The sequence below is a fragment of the Streptomyces showdoensis genome, assembly GCF_039535475.1.
GTDB classification, from domain to species: domain Bacteria; phylum Actinomycetota; class Actinomycetes; order Streptomycetales; family Streptomycetaceae; genus Streptomyces; species Streptomyces showdoensis.
Window position 1 is genome coordinate 4,178,060 of record NZ_BAAAXG010000026.1, and the last position, 24,353, is coordinate 4,202,412.

Annotated in this window: 23 protein-coding genes and 1 pseudogene; 18 read left to right on the forward strand and 6 right to left on the reverse strand. The window is 72.8% G+C overall.

The annotated features are described in order from the left end of the window. Window positions 1-92 precede the first annotated feature (92 nt). The 6 genes and pseudogenes from ABD981_RS32165 (at window position 93) to ABD981_RS32190 (ending at window position 7,493) form a co-directional block, all read left to right on the forward strand. Window positions 93-2,460: pseudogene (locus tag ABD981_RS32165) on the forward strand (ATP-binding cassette domain-containing protein). Window positions 2,461-2,590: 130 nt separating this feature from the next. Beyond that, window positions 2,591-3,619, forward strand: a complete 1,029-nt coding sequence (gene argC, locus ABD981_RS32170) for an N-acetyl-gamma-glutamyl-phosphate reductase (RefSeq protein ID WP_046911232.1) — start codon at window positions 2,591-2,593, stop codon at window positions 3,617-3,619. Continuing rightward, on the forward strand, window positions 3,616-4,767 hold the full coding sequence (gene argJ, locus ABD981_RS32175; RefSeq protein WP_046911233.1) for a bifunctional glutamate N-acetyltransferase/amino-acid acetyltransferase ArgJ: 1,152 nt from the start codon (window positions 3,616-3,618) through the stop codon (window positions 4,765-4,767). Before argC ends, argJ begins: the two co-directional genes overlap by 4 nt. Further along, window positions 4,764-5,687, forward strand: coding sequence for an acetylglutamate kinase (gene argB, locus ABD981_RS32180; RefSeq protein WP_046911234.1), 924 nt, complete (start codon window positions 4,764-4,766; stop codon window positions 5,685-5,687). The genes argJ and argB overlap by 4 nt, the downstream gene beginning before the upstream one ends. A gap of 65 nt (window positions 5,688-5,752) precedes the next feature. Next, window positions 5,753-6,949: an acetylornithine transaminase gene (locus tag ABD981_RS32185; protein ID WP_046911254.1), complete on the forward strand. Its 1,197-nt coding sequence runs from the start codon at window positions 5,753-5,755 to the stop codon at window positions 6,947-6,949. Window positions 6,950-6,956: 7 nt separating this feature from the next. Continuing rightward, window positions 6,957-7,493 (forward strand): arginine repressor, encoded by a 537-nt coding sequence (locus ABD981_RS32190; protein WP_046911235.1) that lies wholly within the window; start codon window positions 6,957-6,959, stop codon window positions 7,491-7,493. A gap of 1 nt (window position 7,494) precedes the next feature. Here the strand turns inward: ABD981_RS32190 and ABD981_RS32195 are convergent, their stop codons facing one another. The 3 genes from ABD981_RS32195 to ABD981_RS32205 are packed head-to-tail and all read right to left on the reverse strand — an operon-like array spanning window position 7,495 to window position 10,226. Beyond that, a complete protein-coding gene (locus ABD981_RS32195) occupies window positions 7,495-8,184 on the reverse strand; it encodes a L,D-transpeptidase family protein (protein ID WP_046911236.1) in 690 nt (229 codons plus the stop codon). Between the two features lie 38 nt (window positions 8,185-8,222). Beyond that, a complete protein-coding gene (locus ABD981_RS32200) occupies window positions 8,223-8,828 on the reverse strand; it encodes a pyridoxamine 5'-phosphate oxidase family protein (RefSeq protein WP_046911237.1) in 606 nt (201 codons plus the stop codon). Between the two features lie 57 nt (window positions 8,829-8,885). After that, the gene (locus ABD981_RS32205) at window positions 8,886-10,226 is read right to left on the reverse strand and encodes a hypothetical protein (protein WP_123955088.1); all 1,341 of its coding nucleotides are present in this window, start codon (window positions 10,224-10,226) and stop codon (window positions 8,886-8,888) included. A 136-nt stretch (window positions 10,227-10,362) separates the two neighbouring features. On the opposite strand from ABD981_RS32205, the gene argH reads away from it, so the two are divergent. The 3 genes from argH to ABD981_RS32220 all read left to right on the forward strand — a co-directional run bounded on the left by argH (window position 10,363) and on the right by ABD981_RS32220 (window position 14,055). Beyond that, on the forward strand, window positions 10,363-11,790 hold the full coding sequence (argH, locus tag ABD981_RS32210) for an argininosuccinate lyase (protein ID WP_046911238.1): 1,428 nt from the start codon (window positions 10,363-10,365) through the stop codon (window positions 11,788-11,790). A gap of 172 nt (window positions 11,791-11,962) precedes the next feature. Then, window positions 11,963-12,514 carry a TetR/AcrR family transcriptional regulator gene (locus ABD981_RS32215; protein ID WP_046911239.1) on the forward strand — a complete coding sequence of 184 codons (552 nt, stop codon included), beginning with the start codon at window positions 11,963-11,965 and terminating at the stop codon, window positions 12,512-12,514. Continuing rightward, window positions 12,514-14,055: an MFS transporter gene (locus ABD981_RS32220; RefSeq protein WP_123955091.1), complete on the forward strand. Its 1,542-nt coding sequence runs from the start codon at window positions 12,514-12,516 to the stop codon at window positions 14,053-14,055. Before ABD981_RS32215 ends, ABD981_RS32220 begins: the two co-directional genes overlap by 1 nt. A gap of 82 nt (window positions 14,056-14,137) precedes the next feature. Here the strand turns inward: ABD981_RS32220 and ABD981_RS32225 are convergent, their stop codons facing one another. Next, a complete protein-coding gene (locus ABD981_RS32225) occupies window positions 14,138-14,809 on the reverse strand; it encodes a lysophospholipid acyltransferase family protein (protein WP_046911241.1) in 672 nt (223 codons plus the stop codon). A 235-nt stretch (window positions 14,810-15,044) separates the two neighbouring features. Between ABD981_RS32225 and ABD981_RS32230 the strand changes: the two genes are divergently transcribed. From ABD981_RS32230 to ABD981_RS32240, 3 genes are all read left to right on the forward strand, one after another. Beyond that, complete coding sequence (locus ABD981_RS32230; protein WP_046911242.1) at window positions 15,045-16,250, forward strand: glycerophosphodiester phosphodiesterase; 1,206 nt, start codon at window positions 15,045-15,047, stop codon at window positions 16,248-16,250. A 270-nt stretch (window positions 16,251-16,520) separates the two neighbouring features. Continuing rightward, a complete protein-coding gene (locus ABD981_RS32235; protein WP_046911243.1) occupies window positions 16,521-17,042 on the forward strand; it encodes a hypothetical protein in 522 nt (173 codons plus the stop codon). A gap of 37 nt (window positions 17,043-17,079) precedes the next feature. Beyond that, window positions 17,080-17,562, forward strand: coding sequence for a GNAT family N-acetyltransferase (locus tag ABD981_RS32240; protein ID WP_046911244.1), 483 nt, complete (start codon window positions 17,080-17,082; stop codon window positions 17,560-17,562). Window positions 17,563-17,638: 76 nt separating this feature from the next. On the opposite strand, the gene ABD981_RS32245 is transcribed toward ABD981_RS32240, so the two are convergent. Continuing rightward, the gene (locus ABD981_RS32245) at window positions 17,639-18,061 is read right to left on the reverse strand and encodes a hypothetical protein (RefSeq protein WP_046911245.1); all 423 of its coding nucleotides are present in this window, start codon (window positions 18,059-18,061) and stop codon (window positions 17,639-17,641) included. A 2-nt stretch (window positions 18,062-18,063) separates the two neighbouring features. Continuing rightward, entirely contained in the window at window positions 18,064-18,426 is a 363-nt protein-coding gene (locus tag ABD981_RS32250) for a hypothetical protein (RefSeq protein WP_046911246.1), read from the reverse strand. 69 nt (window positions 18,427-18,495) lie between these two features. On the opposite strand from ABD981_RS32250, the gene ABD981_RS32255 reads away from it, so the two are divergent. From ABD981_RS32255 to cbiE, 6 genes are all read left to right on the forward strand, one after another. Further along, window positions 18,496-19,161 carry an HAD-IA family hydrolase gene (locus ABD981_RS32255; RefSeq protein ID WP_046911256.1) on the forward strand — a complete coding sequence of 222 codons (666 nt, stop codon included), beginning with the start codon at window positions 18,496-18,498 and terminating at the stop codon, window positions 19,159-19,161. Between the two features lie 390 nt (window positions 19,162-19,551). Continuing rightward, complete coding sequence (locus ABD981_RS32260; protein WP_046911247.1) at window positions 19,552-20,631, forward strand: methionine ABC transporter ATP-binding protein; 1,080 nt, start codon at window positions 19,552-19,554, stop codon at window positions 20,629-20,631. Beyond that, window positions 20,628-21,296 (forward strand): methionine ABC transporter permease, encoded by a 669-nt coding sequence (locus tag ABD981_RS32265; RefSeq protein ID WP_046911248.1) that lies wholly within the window; start codon window positions 20,628-20,630, stop codon window positions 21,294-21,296. The genes ABD981_RS32260 and ABD981_RS32265 overlap by 4 nt, the downstream gene beginning before the upstream one ends. Window positions 21,297-21,390: 94 nt before the next feature. Then, window positions 21,391-22,248: a MetQ/NlpA family ABC transporter substrate-binding protein gene (locus tag ABD981_RS32270; protein WP_046911249.1), complete on the forward strand. Its 858-nt coding sequence runs from the start codon at window positions 21,391-21,393 to the stop codon at window positions 22,246-22,248. A 156-nt stretch (window positions 22,249-22,404) separates the two neighbouring features. Further along, window positions 22,405-23,049: a GNAT family N-acetyltransferase gene (locus ABD981_RS32275; RefSeq protein ID WP_046911250.1), complete on the forward strand. Its 645-nt coding sequence runs from the start codon at window positions 22,405-22,407 to the stop codon at window positions 23,047-23,049. A gap of 67 nt (window positions 23,050-23,116) precedes the next feature. Next, entirely contained in the window at window positions 23,117-24,319 is a 1,203-nt protein-coding gene (cbiE, locus tag ABD981_RS32280) for a precorrin-6y C5,15-methyltransferase (decarboxylating) subunit CbiE (RefSeq protein WP_046911251.1), read from the forward strand. The last annotated feature ends 34 nt before the right edge of the window (window positions 24,320-24,353 follow it).

A 24,353-nucleotide genomic window follows, 5' to 3' on the forward strand; every position in this document is an offset into this window, starting at 1 on the left:
CCCGACCGCCGGGGCGCGCGCCCGCGGGCGGGGGTTCCGGCCCCCGCCGCGGGCGCCGGCCCGTCCGCCAGAGCCCGAGGAGAGACGAGACGATGAGCAAGGCCAGCGTGCCGCACGCCGCCGACAGCCACGAGGTGATCCGGGTGCTCGGAGCCCGCGAGAACAACCTCAAGGACGTCAGCATCGAGATCCCCAAGCGCCGCCTCACCGTCTTCACCGGGGTCTCCGGGTCGGGCAAGAGCTCGCTGGTGTTCGACACGATCGCCGCGGAGTCGCAGCGGCTGATCAACGAGACGTACAGCGCCTTCGTGCAGGGCTTCATGCCGACGCTCGCCCGGCCCGAGGTCGACGTGCTCGACGGGCTGACCACCGCGATCACCGTCGACCAGCAGCGGATGGGCGCCGACCCGCGCTCCACGGTCGGCACCGCCACCGACGCCAACGCGATGCTGCGCATCCTCTTCAGCCGCCTCGGCGATCCGCACATCGGCCCGCCCGGCGCGTACGCCTTCAACGTCCCCTCGGTCCGGGCGAGCGGCGCGATCACCGTCGAGCGCGGCGACAAGAAGACGGTGAAGGCGACCTTCCAGCGCACCGGCGGCATGTGCACGCGCTGCGAGGGCCGGGGCAGCGTCACCGATCTCGACCTCGGCCAGCTCTACGACGCCGCGAAGTCCCTCGACGAGGGCGCGCTGACGATCCCCGGCTACAAGGCGGGCGGCTGGAACTACCGCCTCTACAGCGAGTCCGGCTTCTTCCCCTCCGACAAGCCGATCGGCCGCTTCACGAAGAAGGAGCTGCAGGACTTCCTGCACCACGAGCCGGTCCGGATGAAGATCGCGGGCATCAACATGACCTACGAGGGTCTGGTCCCGCGGATCCAGAAGTCGATGCTCGCCAAGGACAAGGAGGGCATGCAGCCGCACATCCGGGAGTTCGTGGACCGGGCGGTCACCTTCACCGCCTGCCCGGAGTGCGAGGGCACCCGGCTCAGCGCGGAGGCCCGGGCGTCGAAGATCGGGCGGATCAGCATCGCCGACGCCTGCGCGATGCAGATCAGCGACCTGGCCGAGTGGGTGCGCGGCATCGAGGAGCCGTCGGTGGCGCCGCTGCTCACCGCGCTCCAGCAGACCCTGGACTCCTTCGTCGAGATCGGTCTGGGCTATCTCGCGCTGGACCGGCCCTCGGGCACGCTGTCGGGCGGCGAGGCGCAGCGGGTCAAGATGATCCGGCACCTCGGCTCCTCGCTCACCGACGTCACGTACGTCTTCGACGAGCCGACCACGGGCCTGCACCCGCACGACATCCAGCGCATGAACGACCTGCTGCTGCGGCTGCGCGACAAGGGCAACACGGTGCTGGTCGTCGAGCACAAGCCGGAGGTCATCGAGATCGCCGACCACGTGGTCGACCTCGGACCGGGCGCCGGCACGGCGGGCGGCGCGGTCTGCTTCGAGGGCACGGTCGCCGGGCTGCGCAAGAGCGGCACGGTCACGGGCCGCCACCTCGGCGACCGGGCCTCCCTGAAGGACGCGGTGCGCGAGCCCACCGGGGCGCTGGAGATCCGGGGCGCCCGGACGCACAACCTGAAGGGCGTGGACGTCGACGTCCCGCTCGGGGTGCTCACCGTCGTGACGGGCGTGGCGGGTTCCGGGAAGAGCTCGCTCGTGCACGGCTCGATCCCCGCCTCCGAGGGGGTCGTCTCGGTCGACCAGGGTGCGATCCGAGGCTCCCGGCGCTCCAACCCGGCGACGTACACCGGGCTGCTCGACCCGATCCGCAAGGCCTTCGCGAAGGCCAACGACGTCAAGCCGGCGCTGTTCAGCGCCAACTCCGAGGGCGCCTGTCCGACCTGCAACGGCGCCGGGGTCATCTACACGGACCTGGGGATGATGGCGGGCGTCGCCACGACCTGCGAGGACTGTGAGGGCAAGCGGTTCGACGCCTCGGTGCTCGAGTACCGCCTCGGCGGCCGGGACATCAGCGAGGTGCTCGCGATGCCGGTCAGCGAGGCGGAGCGGTTCTTCGGCGCCGGCGAGGCCCGCACCCCCGGCCGCCCACAAGATCCTGGAACGCCTCGCCGACGTCGGCCTCGGCTACCTCACCCTGGGCCAGCCGCTGACCACGCTCTCCGGCGGCGAGCGGCAGCGCCTCAAGCTGGCGACGCACATGGCGGACAAGGGCGGTGTGTACGTCCTCGACGAGCCGACCGCCGGCCTGCACCTGGCCGACGTCGAGCAGCTCCTCGGCCTGCTCGACCGCCTGGTCGACTCGGGCAAGTCGGTGATCGTCGTCGAGCACCACCAGGCGGTCATGGCCCACGCCGACTGGATCATCGACCTCGGCCCGGGCGCCGGCCACGACGGCGGCACCATCGTCTTCGAGGGCACCCCCGCCCGCCTGGTCGCCACCCGCTCCACGGTCACGGGCGAACACCTGGCGGCGTACGTGGGGGCCTGAGGCGGACTGCGGCGCCACTCGGCTCGTACGGAGTCGGGTGGCGCCGCCCGCCTTGCGGGGCACCCCCCTGAGGGCTTTGCATAAAACTGCGGCTCTGCGTATAGTCATGCCATCCATGAGGAGGGTTTCCATGACGGTACGAGCAGCGGTCGCAGGCGCGAGCGGATACGCGGGCGGGGAGCTCCTGCGGCTTCTCCTCGCGCACCCCGAGGTCGAGATCGGGGCCCTGACCGGGCACTCCAACGCCGGCCAGCGGCTCGGCGGGCTGCAGCCGCATCTGCTGCCGCTGGCCGACCGGGTGCTCGCCGAGACGAGCGCCGAGGTGCTCGCCGGGCACGACGTCGTGTTCCTCGCGCTGCCCCACGGGCAGTCCGCCGCCGTCGCCGAGCAGCTCGGGCCGGACACCCTCGTGGTCGACATGGGTGCCGACTTCCGGCTGCGGGACCCGGCCGACTGGGAGGCGTTCTACGGCTCCCCGCACGCCGGCACCTGGCCCTACGGCCTTCCCGAACTGCCGGGTGCCCGCGCCGCGCTGGAGGGGTCCAAGCGCATCGCGGTGCCCGGTTGCTACCCCACCGCCGTCTCGCTCGCGCTCTTCCCCGCGTACGCGGACGGACTCGCCGAGCCGGAGGCCGTCGTCGTCGCCGCCTCCGGCACCTCCGGCGCCGGCAAGGCCGCCAAGCCGCACCTCCTCGGCTCCGAGGTCATGGGCAACATGTCCCCGTACGGCGTCGGCGGCGGCCACCGGCACACCCCCGAGATGATCCAGAACCTCAGCGGACCGGCGGGGGAGCGGGTCACCGTCTCCTTCACGCCCACCCTCGCGCCGATGCCCCGCGGCATCCTCGCCACCTGCTCGGCCACGGCCCGGCCCGGCGTCACCGCCGAGGCCCTGCGCGCCGCGTACGAGAAGGCCTTCGCGGACGAGCCCTTCGTCCATCTGCTCCCCGAGGGGCAGTGGCCGGCCACCGCGTCCGTCTACGGTTCGAACGCCGTTCAGATCCAGGTCGCCCACGACCCGGCCGCGAACCGGATCATCGCCATCAGCGCCATCGACAACCTCACCAAGGGCACCGCCGGCGGCGCGGTGCAGAGCATGAACATCGCCCTCGGGTTCCCCGAGGAGACCGGACTTTCCACGATTGGAGTCGCTCCGTGAGCGTCACCGCAGCGAACGGATTCACGGCCGCGGGCATCGCGGCCGGGATCAAGCAGAACGGCAATCCGGACCTGGCCCTCGTGGTCAACACCGGGCCGCGCCGCGCCGCCGCGGGAGTCTTCACCTCCAACCGCGTCAAGGCCGCCCCCGTCCTCTGGTCCCAGCAGGTCCTCGCCGACGGCGAGCTGACCGCCGTCGTCCTCAACTCCGGCGGCGCCAACGCCTGCACCGGCCCCCAGGGCTTCCAGGACACCCACGCCACCGCCGAGAAGGCCGCGGAGGTCCTCGGCATCGGCGCCGGCGAGGTCGCCGTCGCCTCCACCGGCCTCATCGGCGTCCTGCTCCCCATGGACAAGCTGCTCCCGGGCGTCGAGAAGGCCGCCGCCGAGCTCTCCGGGCACGGCGGCGAGAAGGCCGCCATCGCCATCAAGACCACCGACACCGTCCACAAGACCGCCGTGGCGGCCAGGGACGGCTGGACCGTCGGCGGCATGGCCAAGGGCGCCGGCATGCTCGCCCCCGGCCTCGCCACCATGCTCGTCGTCCTCACCACCGACGCCGACGTCGACGCCCAGGGCCTGGACGCGGCCCTGCGCCAGGCCACCCGGCTCACCTTCGACCGGGTCGACTCCGACGGCTGCATGTCCACCAACGACACCGTGCTCCTGCTCGCCTCCGGGGCCGCCGGGGTCACCCCCGCGCAGGACGCCTTCGCCGAGGCCGTACGGGAGGTCTGCGACGACCTCGCCCGCCAGCTGATCGGCGACGCCGAGGGCGCCAGCAAGGACATCCGGATCGAGGTGATCAACGCGGCCACCGAGGACGACGCCGTCGAGGTCGGCCGGTCCATCGCCCGCAACAACCTCCTCAAGTGCGCCATCCACGGCGAGGACCCCAACTGGGGCCGGGTGCTCTCCGCCATCGGCACCACCTCCGCCGCCTTCGAGCCCGACGAGCTCAACGTCGCCATCAACGGCGTCTGGGTCTGCCGCAACGGCTCCGTCGGCGAGGACCGCGAGCTCGTCGACATGCGCTACCGGGAGGTCGTCATCACCGCCGACCTCGCCGCCGGGTCCGAGTCCGCCGTCATCTGGGCCAACGACCTCACCGCCGACTACGTCCACGAGAACAGCGCGTACTCCTCATGACCGACGCCGCCGACACCCCCACCCGCAGGCACACCGCGCTGCCCAAGGCGCAGACCCTCATCGAGGCGCTGCCCTGGCTCACCCGCCACCACGGCAAGACCGTCGTCATCAAGTTCGGCGGCAACGCCATGATCGACGACGAGCTCAAGGCCGCCTTCGCCCAGGACGTCGTCTTCCTGCGCCAGGCCGGCCTCAAGCCGGTCGTCGTGCACGGCGGCGGCCCCCAGATCAGCGCCGCCCTCGACCAGGCCGGACTCGTCAGCGAGTTCAAGGCCGGCCTGCGGGTCACCACCCCCGAGGCGATGGACGTCGTCCGGATGGTCCTCGCCGGACAGGTCCAGCGCGAGCTCGTCGGCCTGCTCAACCAGCACGGCCCGCTCGCCGTCGGCCTCACCGGCGAGGACGCCCGCACCATCACCGCCACCAAGCACCGGCCCACCATCGAGGGCGAGCGGATCGACATCGGCCGGGTCGGCGAGATCACCGCCATCGACACCGGCGCCATCCAGGCACTCCTGAACGACGGCCGCATCCCGGTCGTCTCCTCCATCGCCCGCTCCCAGGACGACGACCATGTCTACAACGTCAATGCTGATACGGCGGCTGCGGCACTCGCTGCGGCGCTGGGCGCCGAAACGCTGATGGTCCTGACCGACGTCGAAGGCCTCTACGAGGACTGGCCGCACAGCGACGAGGTCATCAGCCGGCTCACCGCGAGCCAGCTGGAGAAGCTGCTGCCCGAGCTCTCCAGCGGGATGGCCCCCAAGATGGAGGGCTGTCTGCACGCCGTACGCAACGGGGTCACCACGGCCCGCGTGATCGACGGCCGGGTCCAGCACTCGATCCTGCTGGAGATCTTCACGGACGAGGGAATCGGCACGATGGTCGTGCCGGACGCTACGACGGGGGAAACGACGTGACGGACACGACGCACGCGGACACGACGACCGCGGACCTGACGAACGCGGCCACGACGACCGCTGACCTGACGAACGACGGCCTGACCCGGCGCTGGCAGCACGCGCTCATGGACAACTACGGCACGCCCCGGCTGCCGCTCGTCCGCGGCGAGGGCGCCCGGGTCTGGGACGCCGACGGCACCGAGTACCTCGACTTCGTCGGAGGCATCGCCGTCAACGCCCTCGGCCACGGCCACCCGGCCGTCGTCGAGGCCGTGACCCGGCAGATCTCCTCCCTCGGCCACGTCTCCAACCTCTTCGTCGCCGAGCCCCCGGTCGCCCTCGCCGAGCGGCTGCTCCAGCTCTTCGGCCGCCCCGGCAAGGTCTTCTTCTGCAACTCGGGGGCCGAGGCCAACGAGGGCGCGTTCAAGCTGGGCCGGCTCACCGGCCGCCCGCACATGGTCGCCACCTCCGGCGGCTTCCACGGCCGCACCATGGGCTCGCTCGCCCTCACCGGCCAGCCCGGCAAGCAGACCCCCTTCCTGCCGCTGCCCGGCGAGGTCACCCACGTGCCGTACGGGGACGTCGAGGCGCTGCGCGCGGCCGTCACCGAGGAGACGGCCTTCGTCATCATCGAGCCGATCCAGGGCGAGAACGGCGTCGTCGTCCCGCCCGCCGGCTACCTCAGGGCCGCTCGCGAGATCACCCGCGCCACCGGCACCCTGCTCGTCCTCGACGAGGTCCAGACCGGCATCGGCCGCACCGGCCACTGGTTCGAGCACCAGGCGCACGACGGCGTCGACCCCGATGTCGTCACCCTGGCCAAGGGCCTCGGCGGCGGCCTCCCGATCGGCGCGACCGTCGCCTTCGGCCCGGCCGCGGAGCTGTTCACGCCCGGCCACCACGGCACCACCTTCGGCGGGAACCCGGTCGCCTGCGCCGCCGGCCTCGCCGTCATCGACACCCTCGCGGCCGACGCGGCGCTCGACGAGGTCAAGCGCCTCGGCGAGAAGCTGAGGGACGGAATCGAGTCCCTCGGCCACCCGCTGGTCTCCCATGTCCGTGGTGCGGGCCTCCTGCTGGGTATCGTGCTCACCGAGCCCGTCGCGCCGCAGGTGCAGCAGGCGGCTCAGGACGCCGGTCTCCTGGTGAACGCGCCCGCCCCCGATGTCGTACGGCTCATGCCGTCGCTCGTCATCGGCGACGCCGAGGTGGACGCGCTGCTCAGGGCCCTGCCCGGTGTCCTGGACGTGGTGAACGGGGAAGGACGAACCGGAGAATGAGACGACGATGACCGACGCGCAGGAGAACGAGCACGGCGGGCCGTCCGTTCCGCAGACCCGTACCGCACGCCACCGCAGGATCGTCGACATCCTCAACCGGCAGCCGGTGCGGTCGCAGAGCCAGCTCGCCAAGCTCCTCGCGGACGACGGACTGAGCGTCACCCAGGCGACGCTCTCCCGAGACCTCGACGAGCTCGGCGCCGTGAAGATCCGCAACACCGGCGGCGAACTGATCTACGCCGTGCCCAGCGAGGGCGGCTTCCGCACCCCGCAGGCCCCCCTCGGCGAGTCCGCCAAGGAGGAGCGGATGCGCCGCCTCTCCGGGGAGCTGCTGATCTCCGCGGAGGCCTCGGCCAACCTGGTGGTGCTCCGCACCCCGCCGGGCGCCGCCCAGTTCCTCGCGTCGGCCATCGACCAGGCCGAGCTCCACGCGATCCTCGGCACGATCGCGGGCGACGACACCCTGCTGCTCATCTCCCGCGACCCGGTCGGCGGGCAGGCCCTCGCCGACCACCTGCTGCGCCTCGCGCAGAAGGAACGCTGACCTAGTACCGCGTGATCGCCGTCGGCCCGCCCCGCGTGCCGACGGCGATGTGCGGCCCGCGGGCCGGGTCGGCCCAGGCGAGCACCCGGCGCATCGCCTCCGCCGGCACGGAGACGCAGCCGGCCGTCGCCCCGCGCCCGTTCACGTGCAGGAAGATCCCGGCGCCGCGCCCGCGCACCGGGCGGTCGTAGTTGAAGCCGATGACCAGGGCGTACGCGTACTGCCTCCGGTACGACACGAGACGCTCGGCCTCGCCGGCCCGGCAGTCCCGGGGCAGCCCCTCCACCCAGCGGTTGTACGCCCGTGAGGCGTTGTCCTGGCACCACCAGGACCGGTCGGTGACCCGGACGTAGGGGTACGCCGTCCCGGCCGGGGCCCGCTCGGTCCCGAAGGCGTAGGGCAGCCGGAAGAGCCCGGTGGGCGTGGTGTTCGTGCCCTGCCGCCGCACCGTCCCCTCGGCGAGCCCGTTCGCGCCGAACCGCGCGGGCGCGGACCCGGCCCGCACCCAGCGTCCGCCGCGCCGGTCCCACCAGGTCAGCGTCCCGGTGGTGGCGCGGACGCCGGCCGCCTCGGCGGTGATCAGCTGGGTGCCGCCCCCGGTGTCCGCCATCCGCTCGGGAAGCGGCACCGCAGGGGCGTGCGGGCCTGCCAGGCCGGTCAGGACGGCGCCGAGCGCGAGAAGGGTACGCATGGGCGCGACGCTAGGCGCCGGGTCCGCGCCCCGCCACGCTAGGCGCCCGGCCGGGGGAGCGGCGGCAGCGGGAGCGGCAGCGCGGGCAGCCCGTCGAGGCTCTTCGCGATGTGCTCCTTGCCCTCGCAGTACGCGTTGAACTCGGAGTCCGTCTTGCGGTTGAAGTACTCCGCGTGCAGCTGCCGGTCCTCCTGGTACTCCATCAGCGGGACCGCGAACCCGCAGGCGTCGCTGACCCGCCGCGCGTGCACGACGACGATCGCCCGCGCGCTGCCCTGCCCTTCGACCGCCTCGGCCGGGAAGCGCGCGAACAGCTCGCCCCAGCGCGGGTCGTCGCGGAGCACCACCTCGCCGCCGCCGTGCACCCGCACCACGGTCGGCGGCCCGGAGAACGCGGTCCACATCAGGGTGATCCGCCCGTTGCCCGGCTCCCGCAGGTGCGCCACGACCTCGGCGCTGCTGCCCCCGAAGTCCACGTAGGCGAGCGTCAGTTCGTCGAGGACGACGAGGGTCCCCTTGCGCCCCTTGGGCGAGAGGTTGACATGGCCGTCGCCCGAGAGGGGCGCGGTGGCCACGAAGAAGACGGGCTGGTCCTCGATGAAGGCCCGGAGCCGCCCGTCGATGCGTTCATATGTTTTCCCCATGGGGCCCATCCTCCTCCCGGACGCCTCGGGGCAGGCGGGGCGGGGGAGTCCGGTCCGTCACGTCCGCAGGCCGAGCGAGCGGCGGACCTGGTACCGGAGCACGGGGTCGGGGTCCTCGGCGAGCCGCCGGGCGGTCTCCGCGTACGTCCACGAGCCGTTGTCGCGCAGCAGGCGCAGCGCGCGGATCCGGACGTGCGGCGGCCGGCCGGGCCCGGTGCGGTCGAGGAGTTCGCGCTCCGGCAGCCGGTCCGCCCACGGGGCCAGGGCCTTCGCCGTCTCCCGTACGACTCCCGGGGCGGGGTCGTCGAGGAGCGGCAGGAGGCGGGTGAGGTCGGCGACGTCCAGGGCGCGCAGGCCCGCGACGGCCGAGCTCCGCGCCAGCGGGCGCGGGTGCCCGGTCAGGGCCCACAGCACCGGGAGGTCGACGGCCCTCTCGCCGCACTCCGCCAGGCCCAGGGGTGCCCGGTCGGGCATGGTCTGCGGGTCCGCGCAGGCGGCCCGGTAGAGCGCGACGGGGTCGGCGCCGCCCTGGCGCAGCACCCAGCGGGCGCAGGCCCGGACGGTCCCCGAGCGGTCGTGGAGGAACGGCTCCGCCTCGGCGTGCCGCCCGGCCCGGCGCAGCGCGGTGACCCCGGCCGCCCGGACCGGGCCGGTGCGGGCGCCGAGCAGCGGGCCGAGCGTCTCGTCCGGGGCGTCCGCGGCGACCGCGGCGGTGGCGGCCGAGGACCGGACGGCCTGGTCGGGGTCGGCGGCGGCGATCCGGGCCAGCTCCCGCGGCTCGAACAGGGCCCGCTCCATGGCGACCCTCAGGGCGAGCCGCCGGGTGGCGCGGTCCCGGTGCAGGAACAGCGGGGTGAGGACCTCGGCGGGGGCCGTGCGCAGCCGCTCCTCCAGGAGGGCGGCGCCCTCGGCGCCGCGCAGCCGCCCCCGGATCCGGAGGAGCACGGGAGCGGTCGCCGCGAGCGTGGCGGCGTCCGCCGACGGCAGGGCGTCGGCCAGGACGGCCCGGGCCCGGTCCCGTACCGGGGCGGCCCAGTCGGTGGCGCGGACGGCGACGAGGGGGAGGACGGCGGGCCGCCCGGCGGCGTGCGCGAGCGCGGCCTCCCGGATCACGCCGCTCGGGTCGCACAGGGCGAGGGCGAGCCGCGTCTCGTCGGGGGTGGTGGCGGTGGCGGTGCGGCCGAGCAGGGCCCGCCACCCCGAGGAGCCGCCGGTCCCGACGGGGCCGAGCCACGGGTGCTCCGGGCGCTCGACGGCGCCCCACCCGACGGCCCGGCGGATCTGCTCGTCCAGGTCGGTCCACGCGGTCGCGCTCGTGACGTCGAGGACCCGGGCGATCCGGCGCTCGCGCGTGACCTTGCGTATCGCCGGATCCAGCGGCGGTTCCTCGTACAGCATGCGGGGAGCCTAGGCCGTGTCCTTCGGATCGGCCCGGGGTTTTCCACCCCGCCGGGCCCGCATTGACAAAACAATACGGAGTTCTGCATAGTTATGCCTATCAAGGAGAGTCCACCCTCCAGAGGAGCAACCAGCAGTGAGCAGCAGCAATGGTGACGTCCGGCTCTGGGGCGGCCGGTTCGCCGACGGCCCCGCCGAGGCCCTGGCGAAGCTGTCCGCGTCGGTCCACTTCGACTGGCGTCTCGCGCCGTACGACATCGCCGGCTCCCGCGCCCACGCCCGGGTGCTCCACAAGGCCGGGCTGCTGACCGAGGACGAGCTGACCCGCATGCTCGACGGCCTCGACCGGCTGGAGGCGGACGTCGCCGACGGCTCCTTCGTCGGCACCATCGCCGACGAGGACGTGCACACCGCGCTGGAGCGCGGCCTGCTGGAGCGCCTCGGCGCCGACCTCGGCGGCAAGCTGCGCGCCGGCCGGTCCCGGAACGACCAGGTCGCGACCCTCTTCCGGATGTACCTGCGGGACCACGCCCGGATCATCGGCGGCCTGATCGCCGAGCTCCAGGACGCCCTGGTCGGCCTCGCCGAGGCGCACGCGGACGTCGCCATGCCGGGCCGGACCCACCTCCAGCACGCGCAGCCGGTGCTCTTCGCCCACCACGTCCTCGCCCACGTCCAGTCCCTCTCCCGGGACGCGGAGCGGCTGCGCCAGTGGGACACCCGGACCGCCGTCTCCCCGTACGGCTCCGGCGCCCTGGCCGGCTCCTCGCTCGGGCTCGACCCGGAGGCGGTCGCCAAGGACCTCGGCTTCGAGCGGGGCTCGGCGGGCAACTCGATCGACGGCACGGCCTCGCGGGACTTCGTCGCGGAGTTCGCCTTCATCACGGCGATGATCGGGGTGAACCTCTCCCGGATCGCGGAGGAGATCATCATCTGGAACACGAAGGAGTTCTCCTTCGTGACCCTGCACGACGCCTTCTCCACCGGCTCGTCGATCATGCCGCAGAAGAAGAACCCGGACATCGCCGAGCTGGCCCGGGGCAAGTCCGGCCGCCTCATCGGCAACCTGACCGGTCTGATGGCCACCCTCAAGGCGCTGCCGCTCGCCTACAACCGCGACCTCCAGGAGGACAAGGAGCCGGTCTTCGACTCCTGCGACCAGCTGGAGGTCCTGCTGCCCGCCTTCACCGGCATGATGGCCACGCTCACCGTCAACCGGGAGCGCATGGAGGAGCTGGCCCCGGCCGGCTTCTCGCTCGCCACCGACATCGCCGAGTGGCTGGTCAAGCAGGGCGTCCCGTTCCGGGTGGCGCACGAGGTCGCCGGCGAGTGCGTGAAGGTCGCCGAGGCGGAGGGCAAGGAGCTCGACGGGCTGACCGACGAGCAGTTCGCCAAGATCTCCGAGCACCTCACCCCCGAGGTGCGGACGGTCCTCAACGTCCCCGGCGCCCTCGCCTCCCGCGACGGCCGGGGCGGCACGGCCCCCTCGGCGGTCGCCGCCCAGCTCGTCGAGGTCAAGGCCGACCTGGTCATCCAGCACGCCTGGGCCGACGCCAAGAAGTAGCCCGTACGCCCCGCACGCCGGCCCGCCCGCAGGTGCGCGAGGCGGCACCACGCCGCCGTCCTCCGTTATCCGGAGGGCGGCGGCGCCGTCGTTTTCGGGACCCGATTGACCCGAATGAGCCGCAGGACTCTTGAGTGAGACATCTATGTCTCATGTGGTGTATGGTCGTCTCATGTCAGTCGACCGCACCGAGGTGCTCCGCTCCGCCGCAGCCCTGCTCTCCCGCAAGGCGACCGCCACCATGGACGAGGTCGCGCGGGCCGCCGGGATCGGCCGGGCCACCCTGCACCGGCACTTCGCCGGGCGGGACGCGCTGGTGCGGGCGCTCGAGGAGCTCGGGATCCAGGAGCTGGAGGCCGCCCTCGAAGCGGCCCGGCTCGACGAGGGGCCCGCCGACGAGGCCGTACGACGCCTGATCGGCGAAGTGCAGCCCGTCGCGCCGCTGCTCTCGTTCCTCGTCACCGAGAACCAGCTCTTCGAGGGCGACCAGCAGAACGAGGGCTGGGAACGCCTCGACGCCCGGGTCGCCGGACTCTTCCGGCGCGGCCAGGAACAGGGCGTCTTCCGGATCGACCTGACCCCCGCCTGGCTCTGCGAGGCCTTCTACGGGCTGATCGGCTCGGGTGCCTGGGCCGTCGCCGACGGGCGGGTCGCCGCCAAGGACTTTCCATACATGATCGCCGAGCTGCTGCTCGGCGGAGCGCGCAGGAGCGTGGAGAAGTGATCACGGACACCGTCAAGCACGAGAGCCATATCGAGGGCGTCCGCCGCCCCGGTCGGTGGCTCGCCCTCGCCGTGCTCGTCCTGGCCGTCCTGCTCGTGGCGGTCGACGCCACGGTGCTGGGCCTGGCGACCCCCTTCCTCTCCGAGGACCTCAAGCCCTCCGGCACCCAGCTGCTGTGGATCGGTGACGTCTACTCCTTCGTCATCGCCGGTCTGCTGGTCTCCATGGGCAGCCTCGGCGACCGCATCGGCCGCAAGAAGCTGCTGCTCGTCGGAGCCGTCGCCTTCGGCGCCGTCTCCGTGCTGAACGCCTACGCGACCAGCCCCGAGATGATGATCCTGGCCCGCGCCCTGCTCGGAGTCGCCGGTGCCACCCTGATGCCGTCCACGCTCGCCCTGATCCGCAACCTCTTCCACGACCCGCGCGAGCGCAGCCTCGCCATCGGCATCTGGGGCGCCATGGCCTCGGCCGGTGCCGCGGTCGGCCCGGTCGTCGGCGGATTCCTGCTGGAGCACTTCTGGTGGGGTTCGGTCTTCCTCATCAACCTGCCCGTCATGGCCGTCCTGGTCCTCGTCGGCGTCAAGCTGATCCCGGAGTCGAAGAACCCGAACCCGGGCCCCTGGGACCTGCCCAGCGTCGGCCTCTCCCTCGTCGGCATGATCGGCGTCGTCTACGCCGTCAAGGAGCTCGCCGCCAACGGCGTCACCCTGGACGTGGCCGTCGCCGCCGTCGCCGGTGTCGGCGCCCTCACCTGGTTCGTCCGCCGTCAGCTCACCCTGCCGGCCCCGCTCCTGGACATGCGCCTGTTCCGCAACCGCGGCTTCTCCGGCGCCGTCCTCGCCGACCTGCTGACCATCCTGGGCCTGTCCGGCCTGGTGTTCTTCCTGTCCCAGTTCTTCCAGCTGGTCCAGGGCCGCCAGCCGCTGGAGGCCGGCCTCGCCGAACTGCCCGCCGCCGTCGGTGCGGTGACCGCGGGTCTGCTCGCCGGCCGGGCCGCCCGCCGGTTCTCCGTACGGACCGTGGTCACCGGCGGTCTGGCCGCCATCGGCCTGGCCCTCGCGGCCCTGACCGCGATCGGCCAGTCCACCGGCTACCCGCTGCTCGGCGCGAGCCTGCTCGTGGTCGGCGTCGGTGCGGGTCTCGCCTTCACCGTCACGGCCGACGTGATCCTGTCCACCGTGCCCAAGGACCAGGCCGGTTCCGCCTCCGCGGTGTCCGAGACGGCGTACGAGCTGGGCGCGGCGCTCGGCATCGCGGTCCTCGGCTCGATCGTGACCGGTGTCTACCGGGGCTTCACCGCCCCGGCCGGCATCCCGGCGGAGACCGCCGCCGCGGCCCACGACTCGCTGGGCGGCGCGGTCGAGGCCTCCGCGGGCCTCGCCCCCGAGCAGGCCGGCGCGCTGGTCTCGGCCGCTCAGGAGGCCTTCGTCGACGGGCTGCGGATCGCGGCAGGCGCCGGCGCGGCGGTCCTCCTCGCGACCGCGGTCGCGGCCTGGTTCCTGCTGAAGGGCCAGAAGCTGGAGGACGGCGTCGAGCACTGACGCGCCGAGCTCCTCCCGTGAGGCACACGGCGAAGGGCGCCCCCGGAGCGGGGGCGCCCTTCGCCGTGTCCGGAGGCGTCGCCTACGCGGCCTTCGCCTTCGTGGCGTACATGTCCACGTACTCCTGGCCGGAGAGCCGCATGACCTCCGCCATCACCGAGTCCGTCACCGCCCGCAGGACGTACCGGTCGCGGTCCATCCCGTCGTAGCGGGAGAACTCCATCGGCTCGCCGAAGCGGACCGTGACCCGGCCCGGGCGCGGGAAGCCGGCGCCGCCCGGCTGGAGCTTGTCGGTGCCGATCATGGCGAACGGGACCACCGGGGCGCCGGTCATCAGGGTCAGCCGCGCGATGCCGGTGCGGCCGCGGTAGAGGCGCCCGTCGGGGGAGCGGGTGCCCTCGGGGTAGATGGAGAAGATCTTGCCCTCCTCCAGCACCCGGCGGCCCGTCATGAGCGCGGCCACACCGCCGCGGCCGCCGTCGCGGTCCACCGGGATCATGCCGACGCTGGTGAAGAACCAGGCCATCAGACGGCCCTTGACGCCCTTGCCCGTCACGTACTCGTCCTTGCCGATGAAGAAGACCTGGCGGTCCAGGCAGATCGGCATGATCATCGAGTCGATGAAGGTCAGGTGGTTGCCCGCGAGGATGACCGGACCCGTCCCCGGGACGTTCTCGGCGCCCTCCACGCGGGGCCGGAACATGAGGCGCAGGACCGGCCCAAGAGCTGCCTTCATGAGCGCGAGACGGGACAACGGTTCCTCCGGCGTCGGGGCGGTTCGGGCGTGTGCGGCTCGGCGGAGCGGCACGTGCAGGTGTGGACGATACTCGCGGGTCACGCCCGGTCGCACATCGGGTTCACGGAGTGGATACGCGGTGTTGACGTGTGTTTCCGCCATGTTCCGCCGAGGTCTGCCGCCCGTAGGGCATCACTGCCTAGCGTCAGGACATCAGTTGACAGGTGCGGGACATCACACCGAAGGAGTGGTCATGACACAGGGTGAGAGCAGGACCCCGGCGCGGCGAGCGGTCCTCGGCGCGGCCGGTGCGGCCGTCCTCGGCGGCTCCGCGGTCCTCGGCGGCGGCACCGCCCAGGCCGTGCAGTCGGCCGTCGCCGCGGACGCCGCGGCCGACCGCGACCGAGGCCGGGGGCACGGCGGCGACGGCCACGGCTACCGCTCCCTGCCCGTCCCCACCGTCATCGGCCACCGCGGGGCCAGCGGCTACCGCCCCGAGCACACCCTCGGCTCCTATCAGCTCGCCCTCGACATGGGCGCCCACGTCATCGAGCAGGACCTCGTCCCCACCAAGGACGGGCACCTCGTGTGCCGCCACGAGAACGACATCACCGGCACCACCGACGTCGCCGACCACCCCGAGTTCGCCTCGCGGAGGACCACCAAGAGCGTCGACGGCACGTCGATCACCGGCTGGTTCACCGAGGACTTCACCCTCGCCGAGCTCAAGACCCTGCGGGCCAAGGAGCGGATCCCCGCCACCCGGCAGGAGAACACCCTCTACGACGGCCGCTGGGACGTGCCCACCTTCGGGGAGGTGCTGCGCTGGGCCGAGAAGGAGGGCCGCCGCCGGGGACGCGAGGTGTGGCTGCACGTCGAGACCAAGCACCCCACCTACTTCCGTTCGCTCGGCCTCGGCCTGGAGGAGCGCCTCGCCAAGCTGCTCCGCCGCTACGGCCGCCACCGCGCGAACGCGCCCGTCTTCCTCCAGTCCTTCGAGCCCGGCAGCATCCAGCGGCTCGCCCGGCTCGTCGACTGCCCGCGCGTGGTCCTGCTCTCCGGGGCGAGCAGCCGCCCCTGGGACTTCGTGCAGTCCGGCGACCCGCGCACCGTCGCCGACCTGGTCAAGCCGGAGGGCCTGCGCTGGATCGCCTCCTACGCGCAGGGCATCGGGCCGACCCTCGACCTGATCCTGCCGCGCGACGCGAACGGCCGCCTCGGCACCGAGACCACCCTGGTCCGCGACGCCCACGCGGAGGGCCTCGTCCTCCACCCGTACACCCAGCGCAACGAGAACTCCTTCCTGCCGGCCGAGTACCGGCGCGGCACCGACCCGACGGCCTACGGCGACGCCTTCGGCGCGCTGAAGCGGTTCTTCGCGACGGGGATCGACGGCCTCTTCTCCGACAACGCCGACACGGCGCTGCTGGCGGCCGCGGAGTTCACGGCGGGCCGCTGACGGGGCGGGGGCCGGGGTCCCCCGTCCGATACGCCGGCGACAGGCGACAGGCGACAGGCGACAGGCGACAGGCGACAGGCGACCGGCGACCGGCGACCGGCGACCGGCTGGCGGGGCCGTCGGCTGCCGGACAGGGGATCCCGCGCCCGCCCCGGAGCCGGTGCGGGCCGGGCTGGGCCCCGGGAGCCGGCATCCCGCCCCGTACCCCCGACCGGGTGGATTCCGCCCGTCCCCGCAACCGCCCCCGCCCCGCCCCGCATCGTGGCGGGCATGACCTCCCCCGAAGCGCTGCTCGCCACGCTCACGCCCCTGCTCGCCGCCGAGTCCCGTGCGGAGGCCCCGGCCGCCGGGGTCGAGGCGGGGGACCTCGAACAGGCCGTCTGGCTCCGCCTCCTGGAGCGGTTCCGGGAGGACGGCGCCCCCGAGCAGCCCGCCGACTGGCTGCGCAGGGCGGTCCGCGCCGAGGCCCGCCGCGCCCGCCGGGACTCGGCGCGGGAGCGGCCCTACCCGGGGGAACCGGCACACGAGGCGCACGGCTCGCCCGAGAGCTCCGCGCTCGTCTCCGAACGCCGCCGCACCGTGCGCGCCGCGGTCCGCCGCACCCCGGGCCAGTGCCCCCGGCTGCTCGCCGCGATGCTCCACCCCGCGGACCCCACCTACCGCGAAATCGCAGGAGCGTTGGGTATCTCACAGGGGAGTCTGGGCCCGATGCGTTCCCGTTGCCTGGGATGCCTGCGCAGAATGCTGGCTGCGGAGGTTCCCGTCCCCGGCGTTCGGGGAAGGGTGCCGTAGACCGACGGCGGACCAGGTGAGCGGGAGGCATGCACACATGGGCATGAGCGTGACCATCTCAGCGGCAGACGCGCAGGACGCGGAGCACATCCTCAAGCTGCAGTACCTCTGCTATCAGCGTGAGGCCGAGATCTACCAGGACTGGTCGATCGAGCCGCTGACCCAGTCGCTCGACGCCCTGCGCGCCGAACTCGACGAGGGCCAGGGCTTCGTGGCCCGCCTCGGCGACGAGATCGTCGCCTCCGTGCGCGGCCGGCTCGACGAGGACGGCACCGTGCGGATCGCCAAGCTCATCGTCCACCCGCGCCTCCAGCGCCACGGCCTGGGCGGCCGGCTCCTGGACGCGATCGAGAGCCACTTCGCCGAGGAGCCGGCCCCCGCGGCCAAGCGCTTCCAGCTCTTCACCGGTCACCGCAGCGAGGGCAACCTGCGCCTCTACCGCAGCAAGGGCTACGCCCAGGTGTCCACCCGCGAGGTGGGCCCGCGCCTCACCCTCGTCACCCTGGAGAAGGCGGCCTAGTCCCCGCCTTCCGGATCATGCCGGTCCCGCGGACCCGAGGCCGTCCCGGCACCGGGTCCGCGGAGTCCCCGGGCGGTCAGACGGCCGCCCGGGACCGCCGCAGCCACCAGACGCCGGTCAGCGGCAGCAGCACCGGGATGAAGATGTAGCCGTAGCCGTAGTCGGACCAGACCGTCGCGTCCGGGAAGGCCGACGGCTCGACCAGCGTCCAGGTCCCCACGGTCAGCACGCCCACGAGCTCGGCGGCGCAGCACACCAGCGCCGCCCTGCGGGCCGTCTCCCCGCCCCGTACCAGCGTGTACGTGATGAACGCGTAGACCACCGCGGCGACCGCCGACAGGGAGTACGCCAGCGGGGCCCGGTCGAACTCGGTGGCGATCTGGTAGATCGAGCGGGAGACCGCGCCCACCGACATCACGCCGTACAGCCAGACCAGCAGCATCCCCGGGCCCGTGACCAGCCGGCCGGTCCTCCGCTTCTCGGTCTCGGTCGCGGTCATGATCAGCCCACCGTCCAGATGTCGTAGAGACGCACTTCGAGCACGGCGAGCACGACCGCGCCGGCCGCCACCGTCGCCGAGCCCCACTTGCTCCGCTCGGTCAGCGACATCAGACCCGCCGCCGGCACCGCGCACAGCGCGCCCAGCAGGTAGGCGATGAAGATCGTCGTGCCCTCCTCGGCCTTCTCGCCGCGGACCAGCTGCACGATCCCGACCACCAGCTGCACCAGGGCGAGCAGGGTCACCACGGCCATGCCGATGAAGTGCCAGTCCTTGGTGGACTGGTTCCGGGTGAAGGCGAAGCCGCACCAGGCGGCGAGGGCGAGCGCGGCCACCGAGACCGCGACCGTCAGGGCGTCAAGCATGCGCCCGAGGGTATTACGGGCCGAATGGCCCGATGCGCTCGCCCCCCCGCCCCCGTAGGGTCGATCTTCATGAAGACGCACGCCGAAGCCCTCCTGTTCGACAACGACGGCACCCTGGTCTCCTCCATGGAGTCCGTCGCCCGCTGCTGGATCCGGTGGGCGGGGGAGTACGGGCTGACCGCCGAGGACTTCGCCCGGGTCCCGCTGCACGGCCGCCCGGCCGCCGAGATCGTCGCCGACCTGCTGCCCGCCGAGCGGGTCGCCGAGGCCCTCGCCCGGATCGAGGACCTGGAGCTGGCGGACGTGGAGAACGGCGCCGGGGGCGACGGCGGAGTCGCCCTGCTGCCCGGCGCCGCGGAGCTGCTCGCCGCCCTGCCCGCCGGCCGCTGGGCCGTGGTCACCTCGGCCACCCGCCGGCTCGGCGAGGCCCGGCTGCGCGCCGCCGGCATCGAGGCGCCCCTGCTGATCGCCGCCGACGACATCACCCGCGGCAAGCCCGACCCGGAGCCCTTCCTGCTCGCAGCCGCGAAGCTGGGCGTCGACCCGGCCCGCTGCGTCGTCTTCGAGGACGCCCCCGCCGGACTGGAGGCCGGCCGTGCCGCGGGCATGCGGACCGTGGCCTTGGCCACAACCCACGCCCGCGAACAGCTCGCCGCGGACGTCGTGGTGACCGATCTGTCCGAGGTATCGGCGCAGGCCACGGAGGGCGGGGTGGAGATCGTCGCCGGGCGTTGAACCGGCGCCGGGCTGTCCGCATGGCGTCTCACCGATGTCCGCTATGCGGACGGCCCCCTTTCGTTCGCACGTTTGCATGCTTTACTTGCAGACATGACCACGACGAGCAGCCGCACCCTTGCGACCGAGGCGATCACGACGCCCGGTGCTCGTTGTATGTGTCGAATGTGCGCCATCTGAGGGCCCCCGACCGAGACTCGCGCCCCGAAGCGAGCCCCGACGGCCAGCCGTTCCGTACGCCTCCCGGCGCGGACCGTGCCGCCCCGCGCACATGCGCTGCCTCCCGGCCACCAGCCGCGACAGCGACCGCCTGCGCCTGACTGTCCGAACGACGTATGCCCCGTGCACGGCGGACCCCGCGCCGCGCACTCGACAGTGACGGAAACCCCTGTGATCACCACTTCGGGCCTGACCAAGGTCTACGAGTCGAGAGGCCGCCAGGTCACCGCCCTGGACGGCGTCGACCTCCACGTCCGTGAGGGCGAGGTCTTCGGCGTGATCGGCCAGAGCGGCGCCGGCAAGTCCTCCCTCATCCGCTGCGTCAACCTCCTGGAGCGCCCCACCTCCGGCACCGTGACCGTGGACGGCGTCGACCTGACCGCCCTCGCCGGCCGCGGCCGGCGGGCGGGCAAGGACCTGCGCCGGGCCCGCAGCAGCATCGGCATGGTCTTCCAGCACTTCAACCTGCTGTCCTCCCGCACCGTCAAGGACAACATCGAGCTCCCGCTGGAGATCCTGGGCGTCTCGGGCGCCGAGCGCTCCCGCCGCGCCCTCGAACTCCTCGACCTGGTCGGCCTGGCCGACAAGGCGAAGTCCTACCCGGGCCAGCTCTCCGGCGGCCAGAAGCAGCGCGTCGGCATCGCCCGCGCCCTGGCCGGCGAGCCCAAGGTCCTGCTCTCCGACGAGGCCACCAGCGCCCTCGACCCGGAGACCACCCGCTCCATCCTCCAGCTGCTCCGCGACCTCAACCGGCAGCTCGGCCTCACCGTCCTGCTCATCACGCACGAGATGGACGTCGTCAAGACGATCTGCGACTCGGCCGCGCTGATGCAGAAGGGCCGGATCGTCGAGTCCGGCACCGTCGGCGAACTGCTCGCGACCCCCGGCTCCCAGCTGGCCGCCGAGCTGTTCCCGGTCAGCGGCGCCGCCACCGCCCCCGACCGCACGGTCGTGGACGTGACCTTCCACGGCGAGACCGCCACCCAGCCGGTCATCTCGCAGCTCTCCCGTACGTACAACATCGACATCTCGATCCTCGGCGCGGCGATGGACACCGTCGGCGGCCGGCAGATCGGCCGGATGCGGATCGAACTGCCCGGACGCTACGAGGACAACGTCGTCCCGGTCGGCTTCCTGCGCGAGCAGGGCCTCCAGGTCGAACCCGTCGACCACGCCGACGGCGACGCAGAACCGCAGGCCCGGCCCGTGCCCGCCCAGGCGCCCGCGCTGGTGAAGGAAGGTGCCAAGTGACCTGGTCCGAAATGCAGCCGCTGCTCCAGCAGGGCACCGTCGACACCCTCTACATGGTCCTGTGGGCCACCGTCGTCACCATCCTCGGCGGCCTCCCGCTCGGCATCCTCCTCGTCCTCACCGACAAGGGCGGACTGCTGCAGAACCGACCGGTGAACAAGGTCGTCGGTGCGATCGTGAACGTGGGCCGCTCGCTGCCCTTCATCATCCTGCTGATCGCCCTGATCCCCTTCACCACCTTCGTCGTGGGCACCTTCATCGGCCCGACCGCGATGATCGTCCCGCTCGCCATCGGCGCCATCCCCTTCTTCGCCCGGCTCGTCGAGACCGCGATCCGCGAGGTCGACCACGGACTCGTCGAGGCCGTCCAGTCCATGGGCGGCGGCATCCCGACCATCGTCCGCAAGGTCCTGCTCCCGCAGGCCCTGCCCTCCCTGGTCTCCGGCGTCACCACCACCGTCATCGTGCTCATCGGCTACTCCGCGATGGCCGGCGCGGTCGGCGGCGAGGGACTCGGCTCCAAGGCCGTCACGTACGGGTACCAGCGCTTCGACACCACGTTCATGCTGGTCACCGTCGTCGTCCTGGTCGCGATCGTCACCGTCGTCCAGCTCATCGGAGACGGCGTCGTCCGCCTCCTCGCCCGCCGCGGCCGCACCGCGTAACCCGGCCGGGCCCACCCCGACTTCGTCACCCCGAAGAAAAAGCCAGGACTCGTTGTCCAGGCGTCCACCGCTCCACCGGAAAGAGGCACTCTTCGTGCGCACCAACATCAAGCTCACCGCGGGCATCGCCGCCACCGCCGCTCTCGCCCTGGGCCTCACCGCCTGCGGTACGTCCTCCGACCCGTCGTCCTCCACCAAGGACGCCGCCGGATCCGCGGACAAGCCGCTCGTCGTCGCCGCGTCCCCGACGCCGCACGCCGACATCCTGAACTTCGTCAAGGACAAGCTCGCCGCCAAGGAGGGCCTGAAGCTGGAGGTGAAGGAGTTCACGGACTACGTCCTGCCGAACACCGCCACCGAGTCCGGCCAGGTCGACGCCAACTTCTTCCAGCACAAGCCGTACCTCGACGACTTCAACAAGAAGAACAACACCCACATCGTCCCGGTGGTCAACGTCCACCTGGAGCCGCTCGGCCTCTACTCCAAGAGCGTCAAGTCGCTGAAGGACATCAAGGCCGGCCAGACCATCGCCGTCCCCAACGACACCACCAACGAGGGCCGCGCCCTCCACCTGCTCGCCGACAACGGGCTCATCACCCTCAAGGCGGGCGTCGGCACCGACGCCAAGCTCTCCGACATCACCGACAAGAAGGGCCTGGAGTTCAAGGAGCTGGAGGCCGCCACCGTGCCCCGCGCCCTGAACGACGTCGACGCCGCCGTCATCAACGGCAACTACGCCATCGAGGCCAAGCTGGAGCCCGCCAAGGACTCCCTCGCCCTGGAGAAGGCGGAGGGCAACCCCTACGCCAACTTCCTCGCCGTCAAGGAGGGCAACGAGAAGGACGCCCGCGTGCAGAAGCTCGCCAAGCTCCTCAACTCGCCCGAGGTGAAGAAGTACATCGAGGACACCTACAAGGGCTCGGTCATCCCGGCCTTCGGTGCCGCCAAGTAACGACCCGTCAGGCGAGGGCCCGTCAGAAGGCCCCCGTAGTACGGTCGTCCAGCAGAAGGCCCCGCACGCCCCGTCCGGCGCGCGGGGCCTTCGGCTCACCCGCGCATGCGCGGCGGCAGCCCCATGCTGCATGCTGTGCGTTCACGGTCTTCACGTATGGAGCTGCAGATGACTACCACCTTCCCGTCCCTCTCCATCAACACGGACCGGTTGGTGCTGCGCCCGTACGAAGAGGCCGACATCCCCGCCTTCGTCGAGATGATGAACGACGAACTGGTGGTCGCCTGGACCTCCGTCCCGCACCCCTACACCCGCGCCGACGCCGAGGACTGGGTGCGCAGGATCGCTCCTGCGGAACGCTCCGAAGGCCGCGGCGTGGTCTTCGCCGTCACCGAGTTCCTCACCCAGCGGCTCGTCGGCACCGTCCACCTCCGCAACACCGACTGGCGCACCCGCTCCATCGAGGTCGCCTACGTGACCGCCCCCTGGGCCCGAGGCGAGGGATACGCCACCGAGTCCGTCCTCGCCGTCGCCCAGTGGCTCTTCGGCGACCGCGCCTTCGAGCGCATGGAACTGCGCACCGCCGCCGACAACACCGCCTCCCAGCAGGTCGCCCAGAAGATCGGCTGCATCAGCGAGGGCGTCCTGCGCAACGCGTGGATAGCGCGCAGCCAGACCGAGAGCGGCGACTGGACCGACGTCCGCACCGACCTCATCGTCTGGAGCCTCCTCCCCGAGGACCTGGACAGCGCCGACCAGCTCGCCGAGGCCGGCTACTCCGGCTACGCGGACTGGAGCTGACCGGGACCCGCCCCGGTAGGCTCGTTCCGCCCCCGACCCGCACCCACCTCCAGGGAGACAGAGACAGATGGCCGACCGGGTCACGGTGATCGGCTGGGACGGTTCGCCCCTCACCGCGGCGGCCCGTTCCGCGCTGGCCGCCGCCACCCTCGTCGCCGGCGCCGCGCACCACCTCGCCCTCCCCGAAGTGCCGCCGAACGCCGAACGCATCCGCCTCGGCAGCGTCGACCTCGCCGCCCGCCGGATCGCCGGCCACCGCGGCACCGCCGTCGTCCTCGCCGACGGCGACCCCGGCTTCTTCGGCGTCGTGCGCACCCTGCGCGCCCCCGAGCACGGCCTCGAGGTCGAGGTCGTCCCCGCGGTCTCCTCCGTCGCCGCCGCCTTCGCCCGGGCCGGCATGCCCTGGGACGACGCCAGGATCGTCGTCGCCCACCAGCGCACCCTGCGCCGTGCCGTCAACGTCTGCCGCGCCCACCCCAAGGTCGCCGTCCTCACCTCGCCCGGCGCGGGCCCCGCCGAACTCGCCCTGCTGCTCGACGGCGTGCACCGCACCTTCGTCATCTGCGAGGAGCTCGGCACCGCGCGCGAACAGGTCACCGTCCTCACCTCCGACAAGGCCGCCGACCACGTCTGGCGCGACCCCAACGTCGTCATCGCCATCGGCGGCACCCCCGCCCCCGGCCGCGCCGGAGCCTGGCTCATGGGCGACGACACCCCCGCCGTACGGGGCTGGGGGCTGCCCACCGAGGAGACCGGCGGCCGCACCGGCCAGGACCCCGCCCTGCGCGCCGCGCACCTCGCCCGCCTCGGCCCGCGCGTCGGCGACCTCGTCTGGGACATCGGCTGTGCCGACGGCGCCTTCGCGGTCGAGGCCGCCCGCTTCGGCGCCGCCGTCATCGCCGTCGACGCGGACCCGGAGGCCTGCGCCCGCACCGAGGCCGCCGCCCGCCGCGCCGGCGTCCTGCTCCAGGCCGTCCCCGGCCGCGCCCCGCACGTGCTGGAGCGCCTGCCCGAACCCGACGTCGTCCGCATCGGCGGCGGGGGAGTCCCCGTCGTCACCGCCTGCACCGACCGCAGGCCCGAGCGGATCGTCGCCCACGCCTCCACCCGCGACGAGGCCGAGGCGATCGGCGCCGCCCTCGCCGACGGCGGCTACACCGTGGAGAGCCGTCTGCTGCAGACCGTCGGCCTCGACCCGGCCGACTGGACCGAGCGCGAGCGGACCGTCGCCTTCCTCCTCTGCGGCACCCGGACCCACCGCTCCCCGTGATCGCGGGGCCTGCCGGGGAAGGTAGGCTGGCCGA